Source organism: Nesterenkonia sp. E16_10, assembly GCF_017347085.1.
Lineage (GTDB): Bacteria > Actinomycetota > Actinomycetes > Actinomycetales > Micrococcaceae > Nesterenkonia.
The window spans coordinates 19592-37113 of the sequence record NZ_JADPSA010000011.1 but is presented as its reverse complement, the minus strand read 5'-3'; the positions used below and the strand labels follow the sequence as shown (position 1 = coordinate 37113).

16 protein-coding genes and 1 tRNA gene are annotated in these 17522 nt (G+C 68.8%); 9 read left to right on the top strand and 8 right to left on the bottom strand.

Going from position 1 to position 17522, the window contains the following annotated elements:
- Positions 1-80: 80 nt before the first annotated feature.
- The 3 genes from I2487_RS03730 (at position 81) to I2487_RS03720 (ending at position 3074) form a co-directional block, all read left to right on the top strand.
- The gene (locus I2487_RS03730) at positions 81-779 is read left to right on the top strand and encodes an SDR family oxidoreductase (protein ID WP_207170031.1); all 699 of its coding nucleotides are present in this window, start codon (positions 81-83) and stop codon (positions 777-779) included.
- A 62-nt stretch (positions 780-841) separates the two neighbouring features.
- A tRNA-Val gene (locus I2487_RS03725) sits at positions 842-915 on the top strand.
- Between the two features lie 101 nt (positions 916-1016).
- Positions 1017-3074, top strand: a complete 2058-nt coding sequence (locus I2487_RS03720) for a threonine/serine exporter family protein (RefSeq protein ID WP_207170030.1) — start codon at positions 1017-1019, stop codon at positions 3072-3074.
- 90 nt (positions 3075-3164) lie between these two features.
- Here the strand turns inward: I2487_RS03720 and I2487_RS03715 are convergent, their stop codons facing one another.
- Entirely contained in the window at positions 3165-3863 is a 699-nt protein-coding gene (locus I2487_RS03715; protein ID WP_207170027.1) for a uracil-DNA glycosylase, read from the bottom strand.
- Positions 3864-3964: 101 nt separating this feature from the next.
- On the opposite strand from I2487_RS03715, the gene I2487_RS03710 reads away from it, so the two are divergent.
- Together I2487_RS03710 and I2487_RS03705 are read left to right on the top strand one after the other, a co-directional pair.
- Positions 3965-4198, top strand: a complete 234-nt coding sequence (locus I2487_RS03710; RefSeq protein ID WP_207170026.1) for a DUF3263 domain-containing protein — start codon at positions 3965-3967, stop codon at positions 4196-4198.
- A 93-nt stretch (positions 4199-4291) separates the two neighbouring features.
- A complete protein-coding gene (locus I2487_RS03705; RefSeq protein WP_207170025.1) occupies positions 4292-4906 on the top strand; it encodes a LytR C-terminal domain-containing protein in 615 nt (204 codons plus the stop codon).
- Positions 4907-4960: 54 nt separating this feature from the next.
- Here the strand turns inward: I2487_RS03705 and I2487_RS03700 are convergent, their stop codons facing one another.
- Entirely contained in the window at positions 4961-6163 is a 1203-nt protein-coding gene (locus tag I2487_RS03700) for an acyl-CoA dehydrogenase family protein (protein WP_255545916.1), read from the bottom strand.
- A 145-nt stretch (positions 6164-6308) separates the two neighbouring features.
- On the opposite strand from I2487_RS03700, the gene I2487_RS03695 reads away from it, so the two are divergent.
- Positions 6309-8060, top strand: a complete 1752-nt coding sequence (locus I2487_RS03695) for an AMP-binding protein (RefSeq protein WP_207170024.1) — start codon at positions 6309-6311, stop codon at positions 8058-8060.
- Between the two features lie 138 nt (positions 8061-8198).
- Positions 8199-8705 (top strand): MarR family winged helix-turn-helix transcriptional regulator, encoded by a 507-nt coding sequence (locus I2487_RS03690; RefSeq protein ID WP_207170023.1) that lies wholly within the window; start codon positions 8199-8201, stop codon positions 8703-8705.
- A gap of 9 nt (positions 8706-8714) precedes the next feature.
- Here the strand turns inward: I2487_RS03690 and I2487_RS03685 are convergent, their stop codons facing one another.
- The 3 genes from I2487_RS03685 to I2487_RS03675 are packed head-to-tail and all read right to left on the bottom strand — an operon-like array spanning position 8715 to position 11957.
- Positions 8715-9491 carry an enoyl-CoA hydratase-related protein gene (locus I2487_RS03685; RefSeq protein WP_207170022.1) on the bottom strand — a complete coding sequence of 259 codons (777 nt, stop codon included), beginning with the start codon at positions 9489-9491 and terminating at the stop codon, positions 8715-8717.
- A 3-nt stretch (positions 9492-9494) separates the two neighbouring features.
- Entirely contained in the window at positions 9495-10430 is a 936-nt protein-coding gene (mmsB, locus tag I2487_RS03680) for a 3-hydroxyisobutyrate dehydrogenase (RefSeq protein ID WP_207170021.1), read from the bottom strand.
- A gap of 30 nt (positions 10431-10460) precedes the next feature.
- Positions 10461-11957: a CoA-acylating methylmalonate-semialdehyde dehydrogenase gene (locus I2487_RS03675; RefSeq protein ID WP_207170020.1), complete on the bottom strand. Its 1497-nt coding sequence runs from the start codon at positions 11955-11957 to the stop codon at positions 10461-10463.
- Between the two features lie 189 nt (positions 11958-12146).
- Here I2487_RS03675 and I2487_RS03670 point away from each other — a divergent pair, with 189 nt between their 5' ends.
- The gene (locus I2487_RS03670; RefSeq protein ID WP_207170019.1) at positions 12147-12920 is read left to right on the top strand and encodes an SDR family NAD(P)-dependent oxidoreductase; all 774 of its coding nucleotides are present in this window, start codon (positions 12147-12149) and stop codon (positions 12918-12920) included.
- Positions 12921-12981: 61 nt separating this feature from the next.
- On the opposite strand, the gene I2487_RS03665 is transcribed toward I2487_RS03670, so the two are convergent.
- The 3 genes from I2487_RS03665 to I2487_RS03655 all read right to left on the bottom strand — a co-directional run bounded on the left by I2487_RS03665 (position 12982) and on the right by I2487_RS03655 (position 16579).
- A complete protein-coding gene (locus tag I2487_RS03665; protein ID WP_207170018.1) occupies positions 12982-14262 on the bottom strand; it encodes a 4-hydroxybenzoate 3-monooxygenase in 1281 nt (426 codons plus the stop codon).
- Positions 14263-14402: 140 nt separating this feature from the next.
- Entirely contained in the window at positions 14403-15146 is a 744-nt protein-coding gene (locus I2487_RS03660; RefSeq protein ID WP_207170017.1) for an IclR family transcriptional regulator, read from the bottom strand.
- A gap of 50 nt (positions 15147-15196) precedes the next feature.
- On the bottom strand, positions 15197-16579 hold the full coding sequence (locus I2487_RS03655; protein ID WP_207170016.1) for an MFS transporter: 1383 nt from the start codon (positions 16577-16579) through the stop codon (positions 15197-15199).
- Between the two features lie 165 nt (positions 16580-16744).
- Between I2487_RS03655 and I2487_RS03650 the strand changes: the two genes are divergently transcribed.
- On the top strand, positions 16745-17488 hold the full coding sequence (locus I2487_RS03650) for an IclR family transcriptional regulator (protein WP_207170015.1): 744 nt from the start codon (positions 16745-16747) through the stop codon (positions 17486-17488).
- Positions 17489-17522: the final 34 nt, after the last annotated feature.

The window sequence follows — 17522 nt, the reverse complement described above, 5'->3', positions numbered from 1 at the left end:
GAGAGGAGAGCCGCCGGAAGCATCAGGATCTGGCGGACCCCGATTTGAGCAGGCAATCCCTGATCGCGAAGGAGAACACCATGGCTGAATCCCAGCGCGTCGTCATCATCGGCGGCCACGGCAAGATCGCACTGCTGGCCGCACCGAAGCTGGTCGAGGCCGGCTTCAGCGTCGAGTCCCTGATCCGGGACCCCGACCAGGCCCAGGACGTCACCGACGCCGGCGCTGCCCCCCGGGTCCTCGACATCGAGTCCGCCGACTCCGCAGAGCTGGTCGAGGCCTTCACCGGCGCGCACGCCGTCGTCTTCTCCGCCGGTGCCGGCGGCGGCAACCCCGCCCGGACCAAGGCCGTGGACCACGAGGCCGCGGTGCGCAGCATGGATGCCGCGGTCGAGGCCGGCGTCTCGCGCTACGTGATGGTCTCCTACGCCCGCAGCGAGACCGACATCAACACCGTGGATCCGACGAGCTCGTTCTACCCCTACGCGCTGGCCAAGCATCAGGCCGACCGGCACCTGCGCGGCACCAGCCTGGACTACACCATCCTGGGTCCGGGCGCGCTGACCCTGGAGCCGGCCAGCCACAAGATCACGGTGCTCGCCCCGGCCACCGCAGGTGAGGTCATGTCCAGAGAGGACGCCTCCAAGGACACCTCCCGGGAGAACGTCGCCGAGGTCATCACCGAGACCCTGCGCAGCGGCTCCGCGGTGCGCGCCACGGTGAACTTCCTCGACGGCGAGACCGCGATCCCGGAGGCGCTGGCCTCGGTTTCGTCCTGAGTCTGAACAGGTGGTAATCTTCTGAGGCACGTGAACGCGGAATACCGCGTGCAGGTGCCTCAGGATCTGTAGCTCAGTTGGTTAGAGCGCTCGCCTCACACGCGAGAGGTCGATGGTTCGAGTCCATTCAGATCCACTTTCTTCGCCTGCACTCCAGGCAACATCACTCACACACCCCGCTAGGCCCCGGCATCTGCCAGGGTCCTTTTGTGGTTCTGTCGCCTGCGAGGAGGGTTCGTGGCATCCGAACACACGGAACGGCACCCTACGGGGGGCTACATCGCCGAGGCGATCGACCCGGTGCGCGCAGAGCCCACTGCCGACGTCACTCATATCCCGGTGGTCCACTCCACCCAGGAGATCCTCGAGGAGACCCCCACCGGCTTCGTGCAGACCCTGCGCAGCTCCTTCGCCTCCTCCTGGCACGCCTCTGCCGAAGCCGAGGCGGCGCTGGAATGGGAGGAGTACGACGCCGAGGCGGTGGCGCGCGCCGCGGAGCAGGACGAGAACGAAGCGGCCCGGCACGAGTATGTCGCCGACCCCAGCTTCGAGCAGTCCTACACCACCCCGCACAGCCCGACCGGGCCCACAGACCACTACGCCTTCCCGACCACCGGTGACTGGCACCAGACCGATGCGCTGGGTCCGCAGATCCCGACCGGCCCGCAGGAGACCACGACCTCGCATGCCCAGCGGACCGGTGTGCCGCAGGAGCCGGCGAGCTCGGGACTGATCAGCCTGCCGCACAGCGCGCCGGGCGCGCCGCTGCGGCAGTCTCCGCTGAGCCACTCCCCGCGGCGCCACGCCGTGCAGCGCCCCTCCTGGTTGAAGTCCCGGCTGGGCGGCTCGGGCCGACGTGACCCTGATTTCGACCCGGGAGTCTTTGACCGCAGGCCGCGCTCGCCCCAGGTGCTGCGCCGCATCATGCAGGCCGAGCGTGCGGCGACCGGGACGGTGCCGATCCTCGATCGGCTCGCCGGCACGCCGTTCGAGAACCCATATCAGGCCGAGGCGCACGTGGAGACCGACGAGCTGGCCACGATCGCCTTCGTGCTGGATCTCGGTGAGGCGCTGTTCCGCTACGGAGCCGGCGCGCTGGAGGTCGAGACCTCCATCATCGCGGTCACGGCGGCCTTCGGCATGAAGAACACCGACGCCGACATCACCAACCAGTCGATCAGTCTGAACTGGGCGCCCGACGGGAAGATCCCGTACTCCCGGGTGCGCGTGGTGCGGTCCTGGTCGAACAACTTCCGGGCGCTCGCCTCGGTGCATCAGCTGGTCACCGACATCATCGCCGGCCGGCTTACCCGCAGCGACGCCGAGGACCGGTTGCGGGAGATCACTCGCGAGCCCAAGCCGTATCCCCGCTGGATGGTCACCATCTGCGGTGCGATCTTCGCAAGCTTCTTCGCCGCCTTCCTCGGAGCCCCGCTGCTGGACGCCTCGATGGGCTTCCTCGCCACGATCCTGGTGCTCTGGACCACCCGACAGCTCGCCACCTGGAGGGTGCCCGAGTATTTCGGGCTGGCGGCCGGAGGGTTCATGGCGACCTCGTTTGCGATGGGGGCCTTCGCGATGGACATGCCGATCCGTCCGTCCATGGTGGTCGCCGGCGGGCTGATGATCCTGCTGCCCTCAGCCCGGATCGTCTCGGCGATCCAAGACGGGATCAACGGGTTCCCGATCACAGCTGCCGGTCGTCTGATGTCCTCGATGATCGCCTTCGCCGGGATGACCTCCGGCATCATGGCCGCGGTGGTGATCGCCAACATGCTCGGGGCCCCGGAGATCGAGGTGGCGGTGGGCCTGACCCGGCTCTACCACCCGGCGGTCCTGGTGGCGCTGGTGTTCCTGGCCGCGGTGGCCGCCGCCGTGGTCGAACAGGCGAGCTGGCGGATGCTGCTGCCGATCGGTGCGGTCTCGGCGCTGGGCTTCTGCGCCTACTACGCCGCCGAGGTCATCGGTCTGGGCGAACGCATCACCCCGGTCTTCGGAGCCGTGGTGGTGGGGGCGCTGGGACGGGTCCTGGCGCTGCGCATGGGCTCGCCCCAGCTGGTGGTCGCGGTGCCGGCGATGATGTTCATGCTTCCCGGGCTGATGGTCTTCCGGGGGATGTATCAGATCGCCATGGACGCCTCCACCGTGGGCATGATGGGCGGGCTGACCGAGCTGTTCAATGCCATGATCATCATCATGGCGATCGCTGCCGGAATCGTGCTCGGTGATGTCCTGATGCGACCGTTCACCGCCGGTCTGCAGTCCCATGAGCGTTCCCGGACCCGGCGCCGCTGACCGGTCGGGCCTTGTATGGTCGGCGAGCCTGCGCGGCCCTGCGCCCTGCCGGCATGCACGGCTCTGCGCCCTGCGCGGCGGGGCGGCTGATCAGCCTTCCGCGTCCAGCCGCCAGTCCACCGGTTCTGCGCCGAGCCGGCGCAGCGCCTCGTTGGCCTGCGAGAACGGCCGCGAGCCGAAGAATCCTCGCCGCGCCGAGAGCGGTGAGGGATGCGGGCTGGTGATCACCGCCGTGTGCGCCCCGCGATCCAACAGCGGGGCCAGCTTGCGGGCATCGGCGCCCCAGAGGATCGAGACCAGCGGGGTGCCGCGCCCCACCAGAGCCTGAAGCGCCGCCTCGGTGATCGGTTCCCAGCCGATGCCGCGGTGCGAGGCCGGTGCACCCGCGCTGACCGTGAGCACCCGATTGAGCATCAGCACCCCCTGCCGCGCCCAGGCCGTGAGATCCCCGTGGGGACTGCGCGGGATCCCCAGGTCGGACTCGAGCTCGGTGAAGATGTTGCCCAGGCTCCGGGGCAGCGGACGGACCTCGGGGTCCACCGCGAAGGACATGCCGATGGCGTGGCCCGGGGTCGGGTAGGGGTCCTGACCCAGGATCAGCACCTTCACCGCGTCGAAGGGCTGCCGGAACCCGCGCAGCACCAGCTCCGGAGCCGGAAGCACCTGCTCCCCGGCCTCGCGGCGTCGGGTCAGCTCCTCGCGGACGGTCTCGAAGTGCGCGGACTGCCCAGCCAGGGCTCGCTGCCATCCTGCTTCCAGGGGGGCGATCAGTTCAGTCTCAGATGTCATCGCCTCCACCATAGGACGCCCAGCCGGTTCAAGACACCGGCGGATCCATGCGCGTCGATATTCCTGCAATGCGCGCCGCCCAGCCGTAGGATGACGGGGAGATGATCACTGAACAGGAGAAGAAGATGCTCGACCTGGAGCGCCAGTGGTGGAAATACGCCGGCGCGAAGGACGAGGCCATCACCGAGACGCTCCAGATGTCAGCCGTGGCCTACTACCAGGCGCTGAACCGGCTGATCGACACGGAGGAGGCGCTGGCCCACGACCCGATGCTGGTCAAGCGCCTGCGCCGGCAGCGAGACGCCCGGCATCGCGCCCGGGCGACCCGCCGCTGAGCGCCGTCGAACAGCGCAGCACCGAGCACCGGGCATCCCAGCACCGAGCATCGCAGCACCAAGCATCGCTCCCGCACCTTGAGGACAGGACCTATGAGCCAGCATCCGCACGACGAGTTCGACGACGTCCCGCCGTACCAGACGGGAGAGGCCGGCAAGCACCGGGCTCCAGGCGCCGCCGGAACGGGCGGGGCCGGTGGCAGCGGTCTGCGCTGGATCGGACTTCTGGCGGTGTTCGTGCTTCTGGTCGGGGCCTTCGCCTACTTCATCATGCCGATGTTCTCGGACCCGGAGGCGGACACCACCGCCGAGGACCAGGACGCGGTGACCGAATCCGAAGACCAGGCCGAGGATGAGGATGGGGATGCAGCCGAGGGTGAAGCAGACCCGGAGCAGGAGCCCGCCGGGCCGCAGCCGGCCAGCGACACCGAGACCCCGGTCCAGGTGGCCAACTACCAGGGCATCGAGGGCGGCGCCTCATCGATGAGCGCGGAGCTCGAGGAGCTGGACTACAACGTGGTCTGGAACGGCGACTGGAACTTCGAAGAGCGCGCCGAGACCCCCGCCGTGGTCTACCCCGCGGGCTCCGGAGAGGCCGAGCAGGCGATCGCCGAGGAGCTCGCCGAGAGCTTCGGGGCCGGGACCGTGGAATCCCACGACCAGGCCAGCTTCGTGACCCTGATCATCGGGGAGGAATACGAGGGCTGAGCCACCGGGGCGCTCCAGCGGGCCATGGATCGCCGAGCCAGGGGCGCCTCCGGCTCAGGTCCTGCGGTGCGGCGCGAAGGCGGAGACCCCGGTCAGTTCACGTCCGGCGATCAGCAGGTTGATGCTGTGGGAGCCCTCATAGGTGTAGATCGCCTCGATGTCGCCCGCGATCTTGGCCGCCTCGTGATCACTGAGGATCCCGTTTCCGCCGAAGATCTCCCGCGCCGCGGCAGCAGACTCTCGTGCCAGCCGGGTCAGCGTGGCCTTGCCCAGCGAGGCATGCATCATGCTCAGCCCACGATCGGTCTGCAACCGGGTCAGCTCTGCCATATACGAGGTCGAGACCGCCAGGTTTCCCGCCACCTGGCCCAGCGCGGCCTGAATGAGCTGGAACGACGCCAGCGGCACGCCGAACTGGTCGCGCCGCAGCGCATAGTCCCGCGCGATCTCCAGCAGCGCCTGCTGGGCCCCGACCGCCTGCCAACCCACCCAGGCCCGCGAGCTGCGCAGCCCCTCGTTCGCCGCGGCGAAGGAGGTCGCCCCCGGCAGCAGCGCATCCTGCGGCACGATGACATCGAGCTCGATGTCTGCGTTGGGCATGATGCGCAGACCGGTCTTGTGCCTGATCTTCTGGGCCCGGTACCCCGCGCTCGACGTGGGCACCAGGAAGCCCTTGACCTGCCGGTCCGCGGTGTCCCGAGCCCAGACCAGGGCGACGTCGGCCACCGTGCCCATGCCGATCCAACGCTTGGATCCCTGGATGCGCCACTCTCCGCCGCGCAGGGTCGCCGAGGTGGCCAGTCCGCCGGCCACGTCCGAGCCGTGATCGGGCTCGGTGAGGCAGAAGGCGCCGAAGCTGCGCAGCTCGCGCAGCGCCGGCAGCCATTCCTCACGCTGGCGCTGCGAGCCCAGGGCGTGGATCATGCCGACGATGAGCTCATTATGAATGCCGATGACCGCAGAGATCGAGATGTCGGCGCGGGCCAGCGAGGCGTGGGCAAGCCCGCGGAACAGCGGCGAGGAGCCGTCGAGGCACAGTTCGCCCAGCCCGACGCCGCCCAGTCCGGCAAGCATCTCGAGCGGAAGGTCACCCTCGTTCCAGGGTTCGAGGGACTGTCGTCGAATGTTGCGCTGCGCGTACTCGTCGATCATGCCCAGCCGGTCCCGCTCTGCCGGGCTCAGGTGGCGAGCCAGCTGCATCAGGTCCGGGTCTTCAGAGACGAGGTCTGCGGCGCCCTTGGCTTCCTGCATGGTCATCGAGGTCTCCTTATCGTGCGGCGGGCCCGGTCCGGGAGGTCCGAGGGACATCTCACTGCATGTACAACTGCATCTTTACCGACTATATGACTTCCAAGTATATTCTAGAGTGACCGGCGTCACGTACACCTCGAGGAGAAACACCATGACAGTCACCGAAGAGTTCCGCGCAGCACGGGACCAGCTTGTGGGTGCTCAGCAGGACTGGGAGCGCGCTCGACGGGATTTCGTCTGGCCCCGGTTCACCCACTTCAACTTCGGCTTCGACTGGTTCGATCAGGTGGCAAGGAGTCCCGAGCGATCGGGCCAGGACGCGCTGGTGATCCTGGAAGAAGATGGATCACGGCTCACCCGCAGCTTCGCGCAGCTGAGTGAGGACTCCAACCGGGTGGCCAACTGGATGACCGGCATCGGGGTCAGGCGCGGGGACCGGATCCTGCTGATCCTGGGGAACCAGGTCGAGCTGTGGGAGACGATGCTGGCCGCGATCAAGCTCGGCGCCGTGCTGATCCCCACCACGACCCAGATGGGCCCGCATGACCTGGAGGACCGGGTCAGCCGGGCCGAAGCGAGCTGGGTCGTGGGGGACTCCGCAACGCTGCGCAAGTTTACCCAGGTCCAGGGCGACTACGCGCTCCTGCATGTGCCCGGTGTGTATGCCGATCGGCAGGCGGCGGAGCCGCCTGAGGTGCCCGGCCGCACCGTGCATCCCTACCAGGAGGCCTACGCGGCCTCCCCCGAACTTGAGCAGCTCGTGCCGACCGCCGCCGACGAGACGATGCTGCTGTACTTCACCTCGGGCACGACCTCGCAGCCCAAGCTGGTCGAGCACAGCCACACCTCATACCCGGTGGGGCACCTCTCCACGCTGTACTGGATCGGACTCGAGCCTGGAGACGTGCATCTGAACGTCTCCTCGCCGGGCTGGGCCAAACACGCGTGGTCGAACTTCTTCGCACCGTGGATCGCCGAGGCCACCATCTTCCTGTACAACTTCAGCAGGTTCGATCCCGCGGCCCTGATGCGCTCCATGGAGTCCGCCGGCGTGACCAGCTTCTGTGCCCCGCCCACGGTCTGGCGGATGCTGATCAAGGCGGACCTGACGCAGCTGAAGCGGCCGCCTCGTGTCACGGTCTCGGCCGGAGAGCCGCTGAACCCGGAGGTCATCGAACAGGTCCAGCGGGCGTGGGGGCGCACGATCCGCGATGGCTTCGGGCAGACCGAGTCCTCGCTGCAGATCGCCAACCCTCCGGGTCGTCGGGTGAAGTTCGGTGCCATGGGTGTCCCGCTGCCGGGATTCGACGTCGTCCTGATCGATCCGGTCTCGGGTGCGGAAGCCGATGAGGGAGAGATCTGCCTCGCCCTGGACCCACGTCCGGTCGGTCTGATGAAAGGCTACTACGGCGACGAGGCGAAGAACGCGGAGGTCTTCCGAGACGGGTACTACCACACCGGGGATATCGCCTCCCGTGACGAATACGGGGTGATCACCTACGTCGGGCGGGCCGATGACGTCTTCAAGTCCAGCGACTATAAGGTCTCGCCGTTCGAGCTGGAGTCGGTGCTCATCGAACACCCGGCCGTGGTGGAGGCCGCCATCGTGCCAGCGCCGGACGAGCTCAGGCTGGCGGTGCCCAAGGCGTATGTGACGCTGGCCTCCGGGTGGGAGCCGAACGAGGCGACCGCGACCGAGATCCTGCAGTTCGCGCTCACCAGACTGGCGCCCTATCAGCGGATCCGGCGCATCGAGTTCTCTGAACTTCCCAAGACGATCTCGGGCAAGATCCGGCGAGTGCAGCTGCGTGCCTCAGAGGAGCAGCGCGCCGAGGCCGGGGCGGGACGAGAAGGATTCGGGGTGGAATACCGCGAGGCCGACCTGGGACTCAAGCGCCCCTGAGGACGACCTGCTGAGCGGCCACTCAGATCACGGTGCGCCCCGAAGGGTGGTAGCACGTCCGACCGTTGCTGATTCCCGGATAAACTCCGGTGCATCCAAAGAATGCTCGGACCGAGCACGAACAAGGAGACGCCCTTCATGCACCCCCCGCTTGCGAAGGATCCCATCGCCGAGATCCAGAAGAACTGGGAGCTTCAGGGATGGACGGCCGCGGCCGCCCCGGCCGCGGCGGTGACCGCCATCATGCGGACCCAGCAGATCCTGCTGGGGCGAGCGAGGGACATCCTGAAGCCGTTCAAGCTGACTTTCGCCCGTTACGAGGTGCTCGCACTGCTGGGGTTCTCCCGTGAGGAGCGGCTGCCGATGAACAAGGCGAGCCAGTTGCTTCAGGTCCACCCGACGTCGATCACCAATGCCGTGGACCGGCTGGAGTCCGCGGGTCTGGTGCGCCGGGAGCCGCACGACTCCGACCGACGCGCCATGCTTCTGGTCCTGACCCCGGAGGGCAAGCAGGTGGCCGAGCAGGCGACCCGGGCGCTCAATGAGCAGCTTTTCGAGGACACCGGTTTCGAGGCGGAAGAGATCGATCAGCTGAACACCATCCTGGCGAACTTCCGCCAGCGAGCGGGCGACTTCCCCCCCTGAGCCGCTGGGTCAGCGATGTCGCCACTGCGGTTCCCGCTTCTCGCGGAACGCGCGCATGCCCTCGGACTGATCCTCCAGGGAGAACATCGCATGGAACATCCGCCGCTCGAGCATCAGGCCCTGATGCAGCGTGGAGTCGAAGGCCGCGCCCACGGCCTCCTTCGCCATCTGCGCGGCAGGCTTGGACTTCGAGGCGATCAGCTCCGCGACCGCTGTGGCCTCCGCGAGGGTGTCCGCATCGGGCACGACTCGTGAGACCAGGCCGATGCGCTCGGCCTCCTCGGCATGGATGCGCCGTCCGGTCAGGATCATGTCCATCGCCTTGGCCTTGCCCACCGAGCGGGTCAGTCGCTGTGAGGCGCCCATCCCCGGGATCACCCCCAGGTTGATCTCGGGCTGACCGAATCTCGCGCCCTCCCCGGCCACGATGACATCGGCCATCATCGCCAGCTCGCACCCTCCGCCCAGCGCGTAGCCGTTCACCGCGGCCACGATCGGGGTGCGCAGCCGGGTCAGGTCGTCCCAGGGGCGGAACCAGTCCGCCGCATACATTCCCTGATGATCCTGCTCCGCCATCTCGGTGATGTCGGCGCCGGCCGCGAACGCCTTGTCCGAGCCGGTGATCAGGATCGCTCCGATCTCCGGGCTGGCGTCGAACTCTCCTGCGGCGCGGACCACCTCCTGCATCAACAGGGTGTTCAGGGCGTTCAGGGATTCCGGCCGGTTCAGCGTGATCCGCCCGACCCGTGCGGCGGTGGTGACCAGGATCGTGGAATATTCGGTCATGCCTCATGCTCCTGGGTGGTGGGAGTTGTCTCGGATGGTGTTGATGATGCCGGAGAAGTCCTGCCGCGCCCCGGGGCCCTGGGCGAACTCGGTGAAGATGGCCGCGGCGAGTCGTCCCAGCTGCGCGTCGACGCCTTGCTCCTGTAGCGCGTTGGTCGCGAGGGTGAGGTCCTTGGCCATCAGGGCACCGGCGAAGCCAGGCGTGAAGTCCCGGTTCGCCGGGGAGCTCGGCACCGGCCCGGGGACCGGGCAGTTGGTGGTCAGCGCCCAACACTGCCCCGATGCGTGGGAGACCACATCGTAGAGCGCCTGGTGGTCCAGTCCCAGTCGCTCGCCCAGGACGAAGGCCTCCGCCACGGCGATCTGGCTGACGCCCAGGATCATGTTGTTGCAGACCTTCGCGGCCTGGCCCAGGCCGCTGCCGCCGCAGTGGACCACTCGAGCGCCCATGATCTCCAGCAGCGGGCGGATCTCTTCGAAGACCTCCGGCCGGCCCCCGGCCATGAACGCCAGGCTTCCGGCCTCCGCGCCCACCACGCCCCCGGAGACCGGTGCGTCGGCGGCCCGGAAGCCGGCGCGCTCGGCCAGCTCCGCGGCCTGCTGCGCCTCGGAGATGTTGATCGTGGAGCAGTCCAGGAAGATCGTCCCCGGCCGGGCAGCAGAGAGCAGGCCGGGGGAGTCCTGATAGGCCGAGAGCACGTGCTTGCCGGAGGGCAGCATCGTGAGCACCACGTCCGAGGTCGCCACGGCCTCGAGCGGGTCGGTGACGGTCTCGATGCCGTTGGAGCGGGCGACCGCCACGGCGTCGGCGCTGAGGTCGAAGCCAGCGACCGCCACGCCCGCCTGGACCAGGTTCGCCGCCATCGGGCCGCCCATATTTCCGAGTCCGATGAACGCCACGCTGGGGTGTGCCGGGGTTCCGCCGGTGGTGCTGGTCATCGAAGCGCCTCCTGGATCGACCGCCATGGCTCAGCTCCCCTCGGGCATGGTGAAGCGGGCGCCCTCTTTGGTGCCCGAGGGCCAGCGCGTGCTGACCGTCTTGGTCTTGGTGTAGAACTTCAGCCCATCTTCGCCGTGCTGATTCAGGTCCCCGAACCCGGAGGCCTTCCAGCCGCCGAAGGTGTAGTAGGCGATGGGCACCGGGATCGGCACGTTCACCCCGACCATCCCCACCTCCACCCGGGAGGTGAAGTCTCTCGCGGTGTCGCCGTCGCGGGTGAAGATCGCCACCCCGTTGCCGAACTGGTGCTCCGTGGGCAGCCGGAGGGCCTCCTCGTAGTCGCGAGCCCGGGCGATGCACAGCACCGGACCGAAGATCTCCTCCTGATAGATGCGCATCGCCGGCGTGACGTGGTCGAAGAGCGTGGCGCCGATCCAATACCCGTCCGGGTGGCCCTCGACGACGACGCCGCGCCCGTCCACCACCAGCTCGGCACCCTCTTCGACGCCGAGCCCGATATAGCCCTCGATCCGGGACTTGGCGTCCGCGCCGACGACCGGGCCGAAGTCGCTGGAGGGATCCAGCGAGGGCCCGACCACGAGCTTTTCGATGCGCTCCAGGAGTTTGGCGCGCAGCGCCTCGGCCGTGGCCTCCCCGACAGGCACCGCGACGGAGATGGCCATGCACCGCTCACCGGCGGAGCCGTAGCCGGCACCGATCAGTGCGTCGGCGGCCTGATCGAGATCGGCATCGGGCATGATCACCATGTGGTTCTTCGCGCCGCCGAAGCACTGGGCGCGTTTCCCCTGCGCGGCGGCCGCGGTGTAGATCGACTGGGCGATCGGGGTGGACCCGACGAATCCGATCGCCTTCACCCGGGGGTCCTCGATGAGCGCGTCCACCGCTTCCTTGTCCCCGTTGATCACGTTCAGCGTGCCCGGCGGCATCCCGGCCTGAAGCGCCAGCTCAGCGAGGCGCAGCGGCACCGAGGGGTTGCGCTCCGAGGGCTTCAGCACGAAGGTGTTGCCCGCCGCCAGAGCGGTCCCGGCCTTCCAGAGCGGGATCATGGCGGGGAAGTTGAACGGGGTGATCCCGGCTACGACCCCGAGGGGCTGACGCAGACTGTGGACATCCATGCCGGTGCCCGCGTCATGGGAGAACTCACCCTTGAGCAGATGGGGTGCTCCGGCGCCGAACTCCACGACCTCCACGCCGCGCTGGATGTCACCCTTGGCGTCCTCGAAGGTCTTTCCATGTTCGTTCGAGAGCGTCTCGGCAAGCTCCTCACGGTGGGTGCTGATCAGCTCGACCCATTTGAGCAGGATGCGGCCGCGCCGCTGGGGGTTCATCGCCGACCACTCGCTGAAGGCAGCCTGGGCCGAGTCGACGGCCTGAGAGACCTCCGTGGCGCTGGCCAGGGGGACCTGGGCGGTGACCTCGCCGCGGACCGGGTTGAAGACCTCGCGGCTGCGCCCGGAGGCGCCGGGCACGTGTCTGCCATGGATGAAGTGGGTCAGATCCGTCATGGAGGTGCTCCTTCGCGTCGGGATCAGCCTCGGGGCTGCCTGCCGAGGTGCTGATCGACCTGGTGGCGCATGTGATTCAGCTCTCACTGTGTTAGCCTAAGCTCGACTTATTGGAAGTGCAACTATCGCTCTTGCGACCGGTATCTGGGCCGGTGCGGCGGGATCGAGGCGAGGAAGAGGGAGACGCGGATGGAACTCTCTGGAGCCAGCGCGGTCGTCAGCGGAGGTGCCTCAGGCCTGGGCCATTCCACCGCCCAGACGCTGATCGCCGCCGGGATGCAGGTGGTCGTCGTGGACCTGCCCGACGCCGGGGACAGCACGGCGCGGGCCGAGGCGGTGGCCTCGCTCGGCGAGCATGCCAGCTTCTGGCCCGGGGACATCACCGATCCCGCCACCTCCCGCGAGGCTGTGGCGGCCGCAGTTCAACAGGGGCCGCTGCGGGTCGCGGTGAGCTGCGCCGGGGTGGCCACGCCGGGGAAGCTGCTGGGCCGAAACGGCCCGCTCTCGAGTGAGCAGTTCATGGGAGTCCTGGCCATCAACGTCGGGGGCACGGTGAATCTGATGAGCCAGGCGGCCGCCGCGATGGCGTCCAACGAGCCCTCGGACGGCGAGCGCGGGGTGCTGGTCAACACCGCCTCGGTGGCGGCCTTCGAGGGCCAGATCGGTCAGATCGCCTATGCGGCCTCCAAGGGCGCGGTGGCCTCGCTGACGCTTCCCGCGGCCCGGGAGCTCGCCCGCCACGCGATCCGGGTGATGACCATCGCGCCCGGGCTCTTCGAGACCCCGATGATGGCGGGTCTGCCCGAGGAGGCCAAGGAGTCGCTGCGCGCCAAGACTCTGCATCCGGCTCGACTCGGTGCGCCCGAGGACTATGCCCGGCTGGTGATGCACATCGTGGGCAACCCGATGCTCAACGGCGAGACCATCCGGCTCGACGGCGCGATCCGGCTGGAGCCGCGATAGCCGAGGCGCTCGCGGTCCGGGCGGGCCTCGAGCGGTCCGAACGCCCCGGTCCCGTGACGGCTCAGTCGCTCCATCCGGTGTAGGAGTCCGCGAAGTAGGCCTGCCCGTACACCGAGCCGGTGATCGCGTCGAACTCGCCGCGGCGTCGTCGGTGGGTGAAGGGGTTCTCCTCGGGCTGACGGTGCAGCAGATTCGTCGCCCAGTAGGAGAAGTTCTGCGCCTTCCACACCCGGTCCAGGGCGGTGCGCGAATAGCGGCGCAGTGCCGCCGGGGTCTCGATGCCCGAGCCGGTATCGCCGGACTCGGTTCCCCCGGTCCCGGTTCCCCCGGGCCCGGTCCCGGTCCCGGTCTCGGCTCGGTCGGCGCGCAGCTCGGTGATGAACTCCTCCACACAGGGCACCAGCGCCCGCACATCGGCGAAGGCTAGATTCAGCCCCTTCGCCCCGGTCGGCGGGACCGTGTGACCGGCATCCCCGGCCAGCGCCAGCCGGCCATGGCTGAGCGGGTCACAGACATAGGACCGGAAGGGCAGCACGGTCTTCTCGATGATCGGTCCGCGCTTGAGCTGGACCCCGCCCTCGGTGCCCAGCACCGCCTGGATGTGGTCGAAGATCGCGTCCTCGGACCAGCTCTGCGGATCGGTGTCCGGGTCGCACTGGAAGTACATCCGCTGGACCGTCTCATTGCGCTGAGAGATCAGCGCGAAACCGAGCTCGGAGTTCGCGTAGATCAGCTCCGGGGCGGTCGGCGGCGCCTCGCACAGGATCCCGAACCAGGCGAAGGGGTAGGAGATGAAGTGATCGGTGCGGACCTGCTCGGGGATCAGCTTCCGGCACATGGAGCGGGACCCATCGGTGCCGACGATCAGATCGGCCTCGATGCTGCGCTCCTGGCCCGCCGCATCGGTGAAGCTGATCCGCGGAGCCGCGGTCTCCACGCCATGGACCTGGGTGTCGGTGACGGCCCAATGGATCTCCCCGCCCTCGCGCTCCCAGGCGTTGGCCAGGTCGAAGAAGACCTCGTTCTGCGGGTAGAGCCAGACCGAGCGTCCGACCAGGGCCTGGAAGTCGATGCGGTGCTGCTCGCCGTCGAAGCTGAGCACCGTGCCTTCATGCTCATGGCCCGACGTCAGCACGCGCGACCCGACCTCGGCGTCGAGGAGCATGTTCACCGTGGCGGCCTCGAGGATCCCCGCACGCTGGGTGTGATGGATCGTGTCCTTCGTGCGGGTCTCGATCACCGCGGCGGAGATGCCCCGACGCTTCAGCAGCAGCGCGGTCATCAGCCCCGCCGGGCCGCCGCCCACGATGCCGACCTCGACTCGGGTTCTATGTTCGGTCATGGGTCTCCCTCTCGATGGGCCGCCGCGGTCCAGGCGTCTTCCGGTCCCGCCGGTTCGGCCCGGTGCAGACCAGTCTGCTCAGCGGATGTGCCCGGCGCCACATGAATCCCATTGAATGCGATGAGCCGAGGGGCCTGGGGTCAGGTCCTGCCGCTGATCTCCCGCTGGATGCCCCGGGCAGCGATCTGCAGCATCTGCACCCAGGGCGCGGGACGGCGGGCGACGTCGTCGTCATCGGTGACCACGCCCAGGGCGGCCACCACCGCGCGGCCGCGCTGCCGGATCGGCACCGCGACGCCGGTGACCTCCCGCTCGATCACCCCGGTCTGCGCGCAGTAGCCCTGCTGGCGCACCTGCTCCAGCCGGTCCTCGGAGATGATCTGCGAGGGCGCGGCCTCCCGGTGGTGGGTGCGGTAGAAGGTGCGGAACTCGGGCGAGGCATGGGCCAGCAGCACCAGGCCGGTGGCCGAGACATGCAGCGGCAACCGGCCGGCCACGCCGCCGTGGATGCGTGGGGCCTCCCGCGCCGAGAGTCGGTCCACGAAGAGCACCTCATGGCCTTCGATCACGCCGAGCTGCACATGCTGACCCATCACGGTGTGCACATCCGAGAGATAGGGCCGGGCGCGCACGGCGAGCTTCATCGTCGGCGCCGAGCGGTTGGTCATCTCCCAGAGCCGGGTGCCGACCATGTATCCGGCGGGCAGCGACTCCAGCCAGCCCAGCTCGGCCATGTCGCGGCAGAGCCGGTGCGCGGTGGCCGGCGGCAGGCCCGTGCGCCGCGCGATCTCCGCGGCGCTGAGCAGGCTGTCGGCCGCCGAGAAGGTCGAGAGCACCCGATCCAGCCGGGCCAGGACCGAATCACCGGTGCGGGAGTTCGCCATGGATCACATGCTAGCTTCCACGTCCGCGCTCGACCCCGGTACGGTCGGGGTCATCCCCGGCCCGCCAGCGCCTGGGCGCGCAGCTCGCTGGCCGTGCGCTGGTGCAGCGAGATCCGCAGCACGACGACGGCGGCCAGCGCGACGATGATCCCGGCACCGGTGTAGAGCGCGGTGGGGGTGGCGCCGACGTCCAGCAGGGCGCCCACGGCGATCGGCGCGATGATCGCGCCGGTGCGGCCCACGCCCAGGGCGACGCCCACTCCGGTGGAGCGTAGCCGCGGCGCGTAGGTCATCGGGGCGATCGTGTAGATGCCCGAGATGCAGCCATTGATGATCATGCCCAGCAGCATCCCGGCGACCAGCGCAGCCGGCAGCCAGGCGGTGGCGTTGATGAAGACGATGAACATCACCCCGGAGCCCAGGGCGAAGGCCGCCTGGACTCGACGCACGTCCCAGCGGGAGGCGAACACGCCGTAGAGGACCGCGCCGATGGTGCCGCCGATCATCAGCATGATCCCGCCCATGATGCCCTCGTCGGTGGAGAAGCCCACCTCGGTGAGCAGCTGCGGGGTCCAGGTGTTGGCGAAGTAGAAGCCGAACATCACGATGAAGAACATCGCCCACAGCAGCAACGTGCTGCGCCGGTTCTCCGGGTTGAGCAGCTGCGCGTAGGAGTTCTTGGAGCGCCCCGGCGTCTGGCTCGCCTCGGTGTCGAGGTTCTCCAGGATCACCGGCCCGGTGATCCCCATCCGGCCGGCGATCGCCTCGGCGCGGCGCTGTTCGGAGCCGTCTCCGGCCGCCTGCGGGCTGGCGGCGCGGGCGCCGAGGAAGTCCAGAGACTCCGGCATCTTGAGCCAGACGAAGATCACCGCCAGCACGGTCACGGCACCGCCGAGCAGGAAGACCGCCTGCCAGCCGAAGTTCCCGATCAGCGGGATGGCGGCCAGGCCGCCCAGGGTGGCGCCCACCGGGTAGCCGGCGGCATAGATGCTCATGCACAGGCCGCGGTACTTCGCGTTGGAGTACTCCGAGACCAGCACGGTCCCGGAGGTCAGGATGCCGCCCACGCCGAGTCCGGTGATGATCCGCCAGGCCATCAGCTCCGGCATGGAGGAGGCGGTGGCGGAGAGGAAGAGTCCCGCGGCGTTGATGATCATCGCGATCATGAGCATGCGGCGCCGTCCGAAGCGGTCCGCGAAAGGGCCCACCCAGATCGCGCCCAGGGCCATGCCGATCAGGCCCCCGCTGAGCAGCAGGCCCAGCTCGGTGCCGGTCAGACCCAGGTCCGCGGAGACCGGGTTGGCGGTGAACGCCATGGCTTGGACGTCATAGCCGTCCAGGCCCATCAGGGCGGTGGCGAGGGCGACGACGAACCACTGGTAGCGGCTCATCGGGCGAGAGTCGATGGACTCGCGGAGGCTGGTCTGGGTCATGGGGAATCTCCTTGCACGGTGGTGACGTTCCGTGGCTCAGCTCACAGAACCCGTTGGACGCTAGCCCCTCGTGACCCAGGGCACAATCCCAGCCTGAAGTTCGTCACCGGTGGATCATTGAATGAGATCAGCCTTGCCCTTCCGGGGCGCGGCTAGGCTTGGCTCATGGCAAACTCGCCCAGCGGTGACGCGGTCCTGGATCGCGCGATGCGCATCCTCGCGGCACTCGAGACCCGGCCCAGCCTTCCTGCCGGGGAGCTGATCGACGCGGCCGGGCTGCCTCGGACCACCGGATACCGGCTGCTGCGCACCATGCGCGCCCATGGGCTGCTCGCCACCACGGCCTCCGGGGAGCTGGTCCTGGGCCAGCGGCTCTGGGAGATCGCGCAGCGCGCCCCGATCAGCCGGACGCTGCGCACCTCGGCGCTTCCCTTCATGCACGATGTCAACGCGGTGGTCCGGCAGACCACCCAGCTCGCGGTGCTCGATGAGCACGGGGTGCTGATCGTGGAGCGGATCTCGCGCCACGGGGCGGTGGTCAACCCGGCGGAGGTCGCCACGACCATGCCGGCCCACCTGACCTCGATGGGTCACGTGCTGCTGGCACATTCCCCGGCCCATGTGGTGGACCGCTGGTGGGCTCCGAGGCAGCAGCTGATCGCCGAGTCCCGCCCGCAGCTGCGACGGGAGCTCGCGGAGGCGCGGACCCGGGGCCATGCCCAGCTCAGCGGGATGATCAACGCCGAGACCACGGGGGTCTCGGTGCCGGTGCTGGGCGCCGACGGCCACGCGGTGGCCGCGCTCACCGTGGTGGTGCCGCGCGGCTCCCGCGAGATCCCGCAGTTCCTGATGGCGCTGCAGACCGCCGGGCGCGGAATCAGCCGCGCCCTGGACGGGCTGAGCCATTGAATGGCAATCGTGTGGCGGGTCGAGTCCTCCAGCC

What these genes read in the sequence shown, in the direction of transcription:
- I2487_RS03705 (WP_207170025.1), top strand. Translation starts at nt 4,292, where the DNA reads ATGAGCCAGCATCCGCACGACGAGTTCGACGACGTCCCGCCGTACCAG.
- I2487_RS03690 (WP_207170023.1), top strand. Translation starts at nt 8,199, where the DNA reads ATGCACCCCCCGCTTGCGAAGGATCCCATCGCCGAGATCCAGAAGAAC.
- I2487_RS03685 (WP_207170022.1), bottom strand. Translation starts at nt 9,491, where the DNA reads ATGACCGAATATTCCACGATCCTGGTCACCACCGCCGCACGGGTCGGG.
- mmsB (WP_207170021.1), bottom strand. Translation starts at nt 10,430, where the DNA reads ATGACCAGCACCACCGGCGGAACCCCGGCACACCCCAGCGTGGCGTTC.
- I2487_RS03710 (WP_207170026.1), top strand. Translation starts at nt 3,965, where the DNA reads ATGATCACTGAACAGGAGAAGAAGATGCTCGACCTGGAGCGCCAGTGG.
- I2487_RS03715 (WP_207170027.1), bottom strand. Translation starts at nt 3,863, where the DNA reads ATGACATCTGAGACTGAACTGATCGCCCCCCTGGAAGCAGGATGGCAG.
- I2487_RS03700 (WP_255545916.1), bottom strand. Translation starts at nt 6,163, where the DNA reads ATGACCATGCAGGAAGCCAAGGGCGCCGCAGACCTCGTCTCTGAAGAC.
- I2487_RS03650 (WP_207170015.1), top strand. Translation starts at nt 16,745, where the DNA reads ATGGCAAACTCGCCCAGCGGTGACGCGGTCCTGGATCGCGCGATGCGC.
- I2487_RS03675 (WP_207170020.1), bottom strand. Translation starts at nt 11,957, where the DNA reads ATGACGGATCTGACCCACTTCATCCATGGCAGACACGTGCCCGGCGCC.
- I2487_RS03660 (WP_207170017.1), bottom strand. Translation starts at nt 15,146, where the DNA reads ATGGCGAACTCCCGCACCGGTGATTCGGTCCTGGCCCGGCTGGATCGG.
- I2487_RS03670 (WP_207170019.1), top strand. Translation starts at nt 12,147, where the DNA reads ATGGAACTCTCTGGAGCCAGCGCGGTCGTCAGCGGAGGTGCCTCAGGC.
- I2487_RS03665 (WP_207170018.1), bottom strand. Translation starts at nt 14,262, where the DNA reads ATGACCGAACATAGAACCCGAGTCGAGGTCGGCATCGTGGGCGGCGGC.
- I2487_RS03730 (WP_207170031.1), top strand. Translation starts at nt 81, where the DNA reads ATGGCTGAATCCCAGCGCGTCGTCATCATCGGCGGCCACGGCAAGATC.
- I2487_RS03655 (WP_207170016.1), bottom strand. Translation starts at nt 16,579, where the DNA reads ATGACCCAGACCAGCCTCCGCGAGTCCATCGACTCTCGCCCGATGAGC.
- I2487_RS03695 (WP_207170024.1), top strand. Translation starts at nt 6,309, where the DNA reads ATGACAGTCACCGAAGAGTTCCGCGCAGCACGGGACCAGCTTGTGGGT.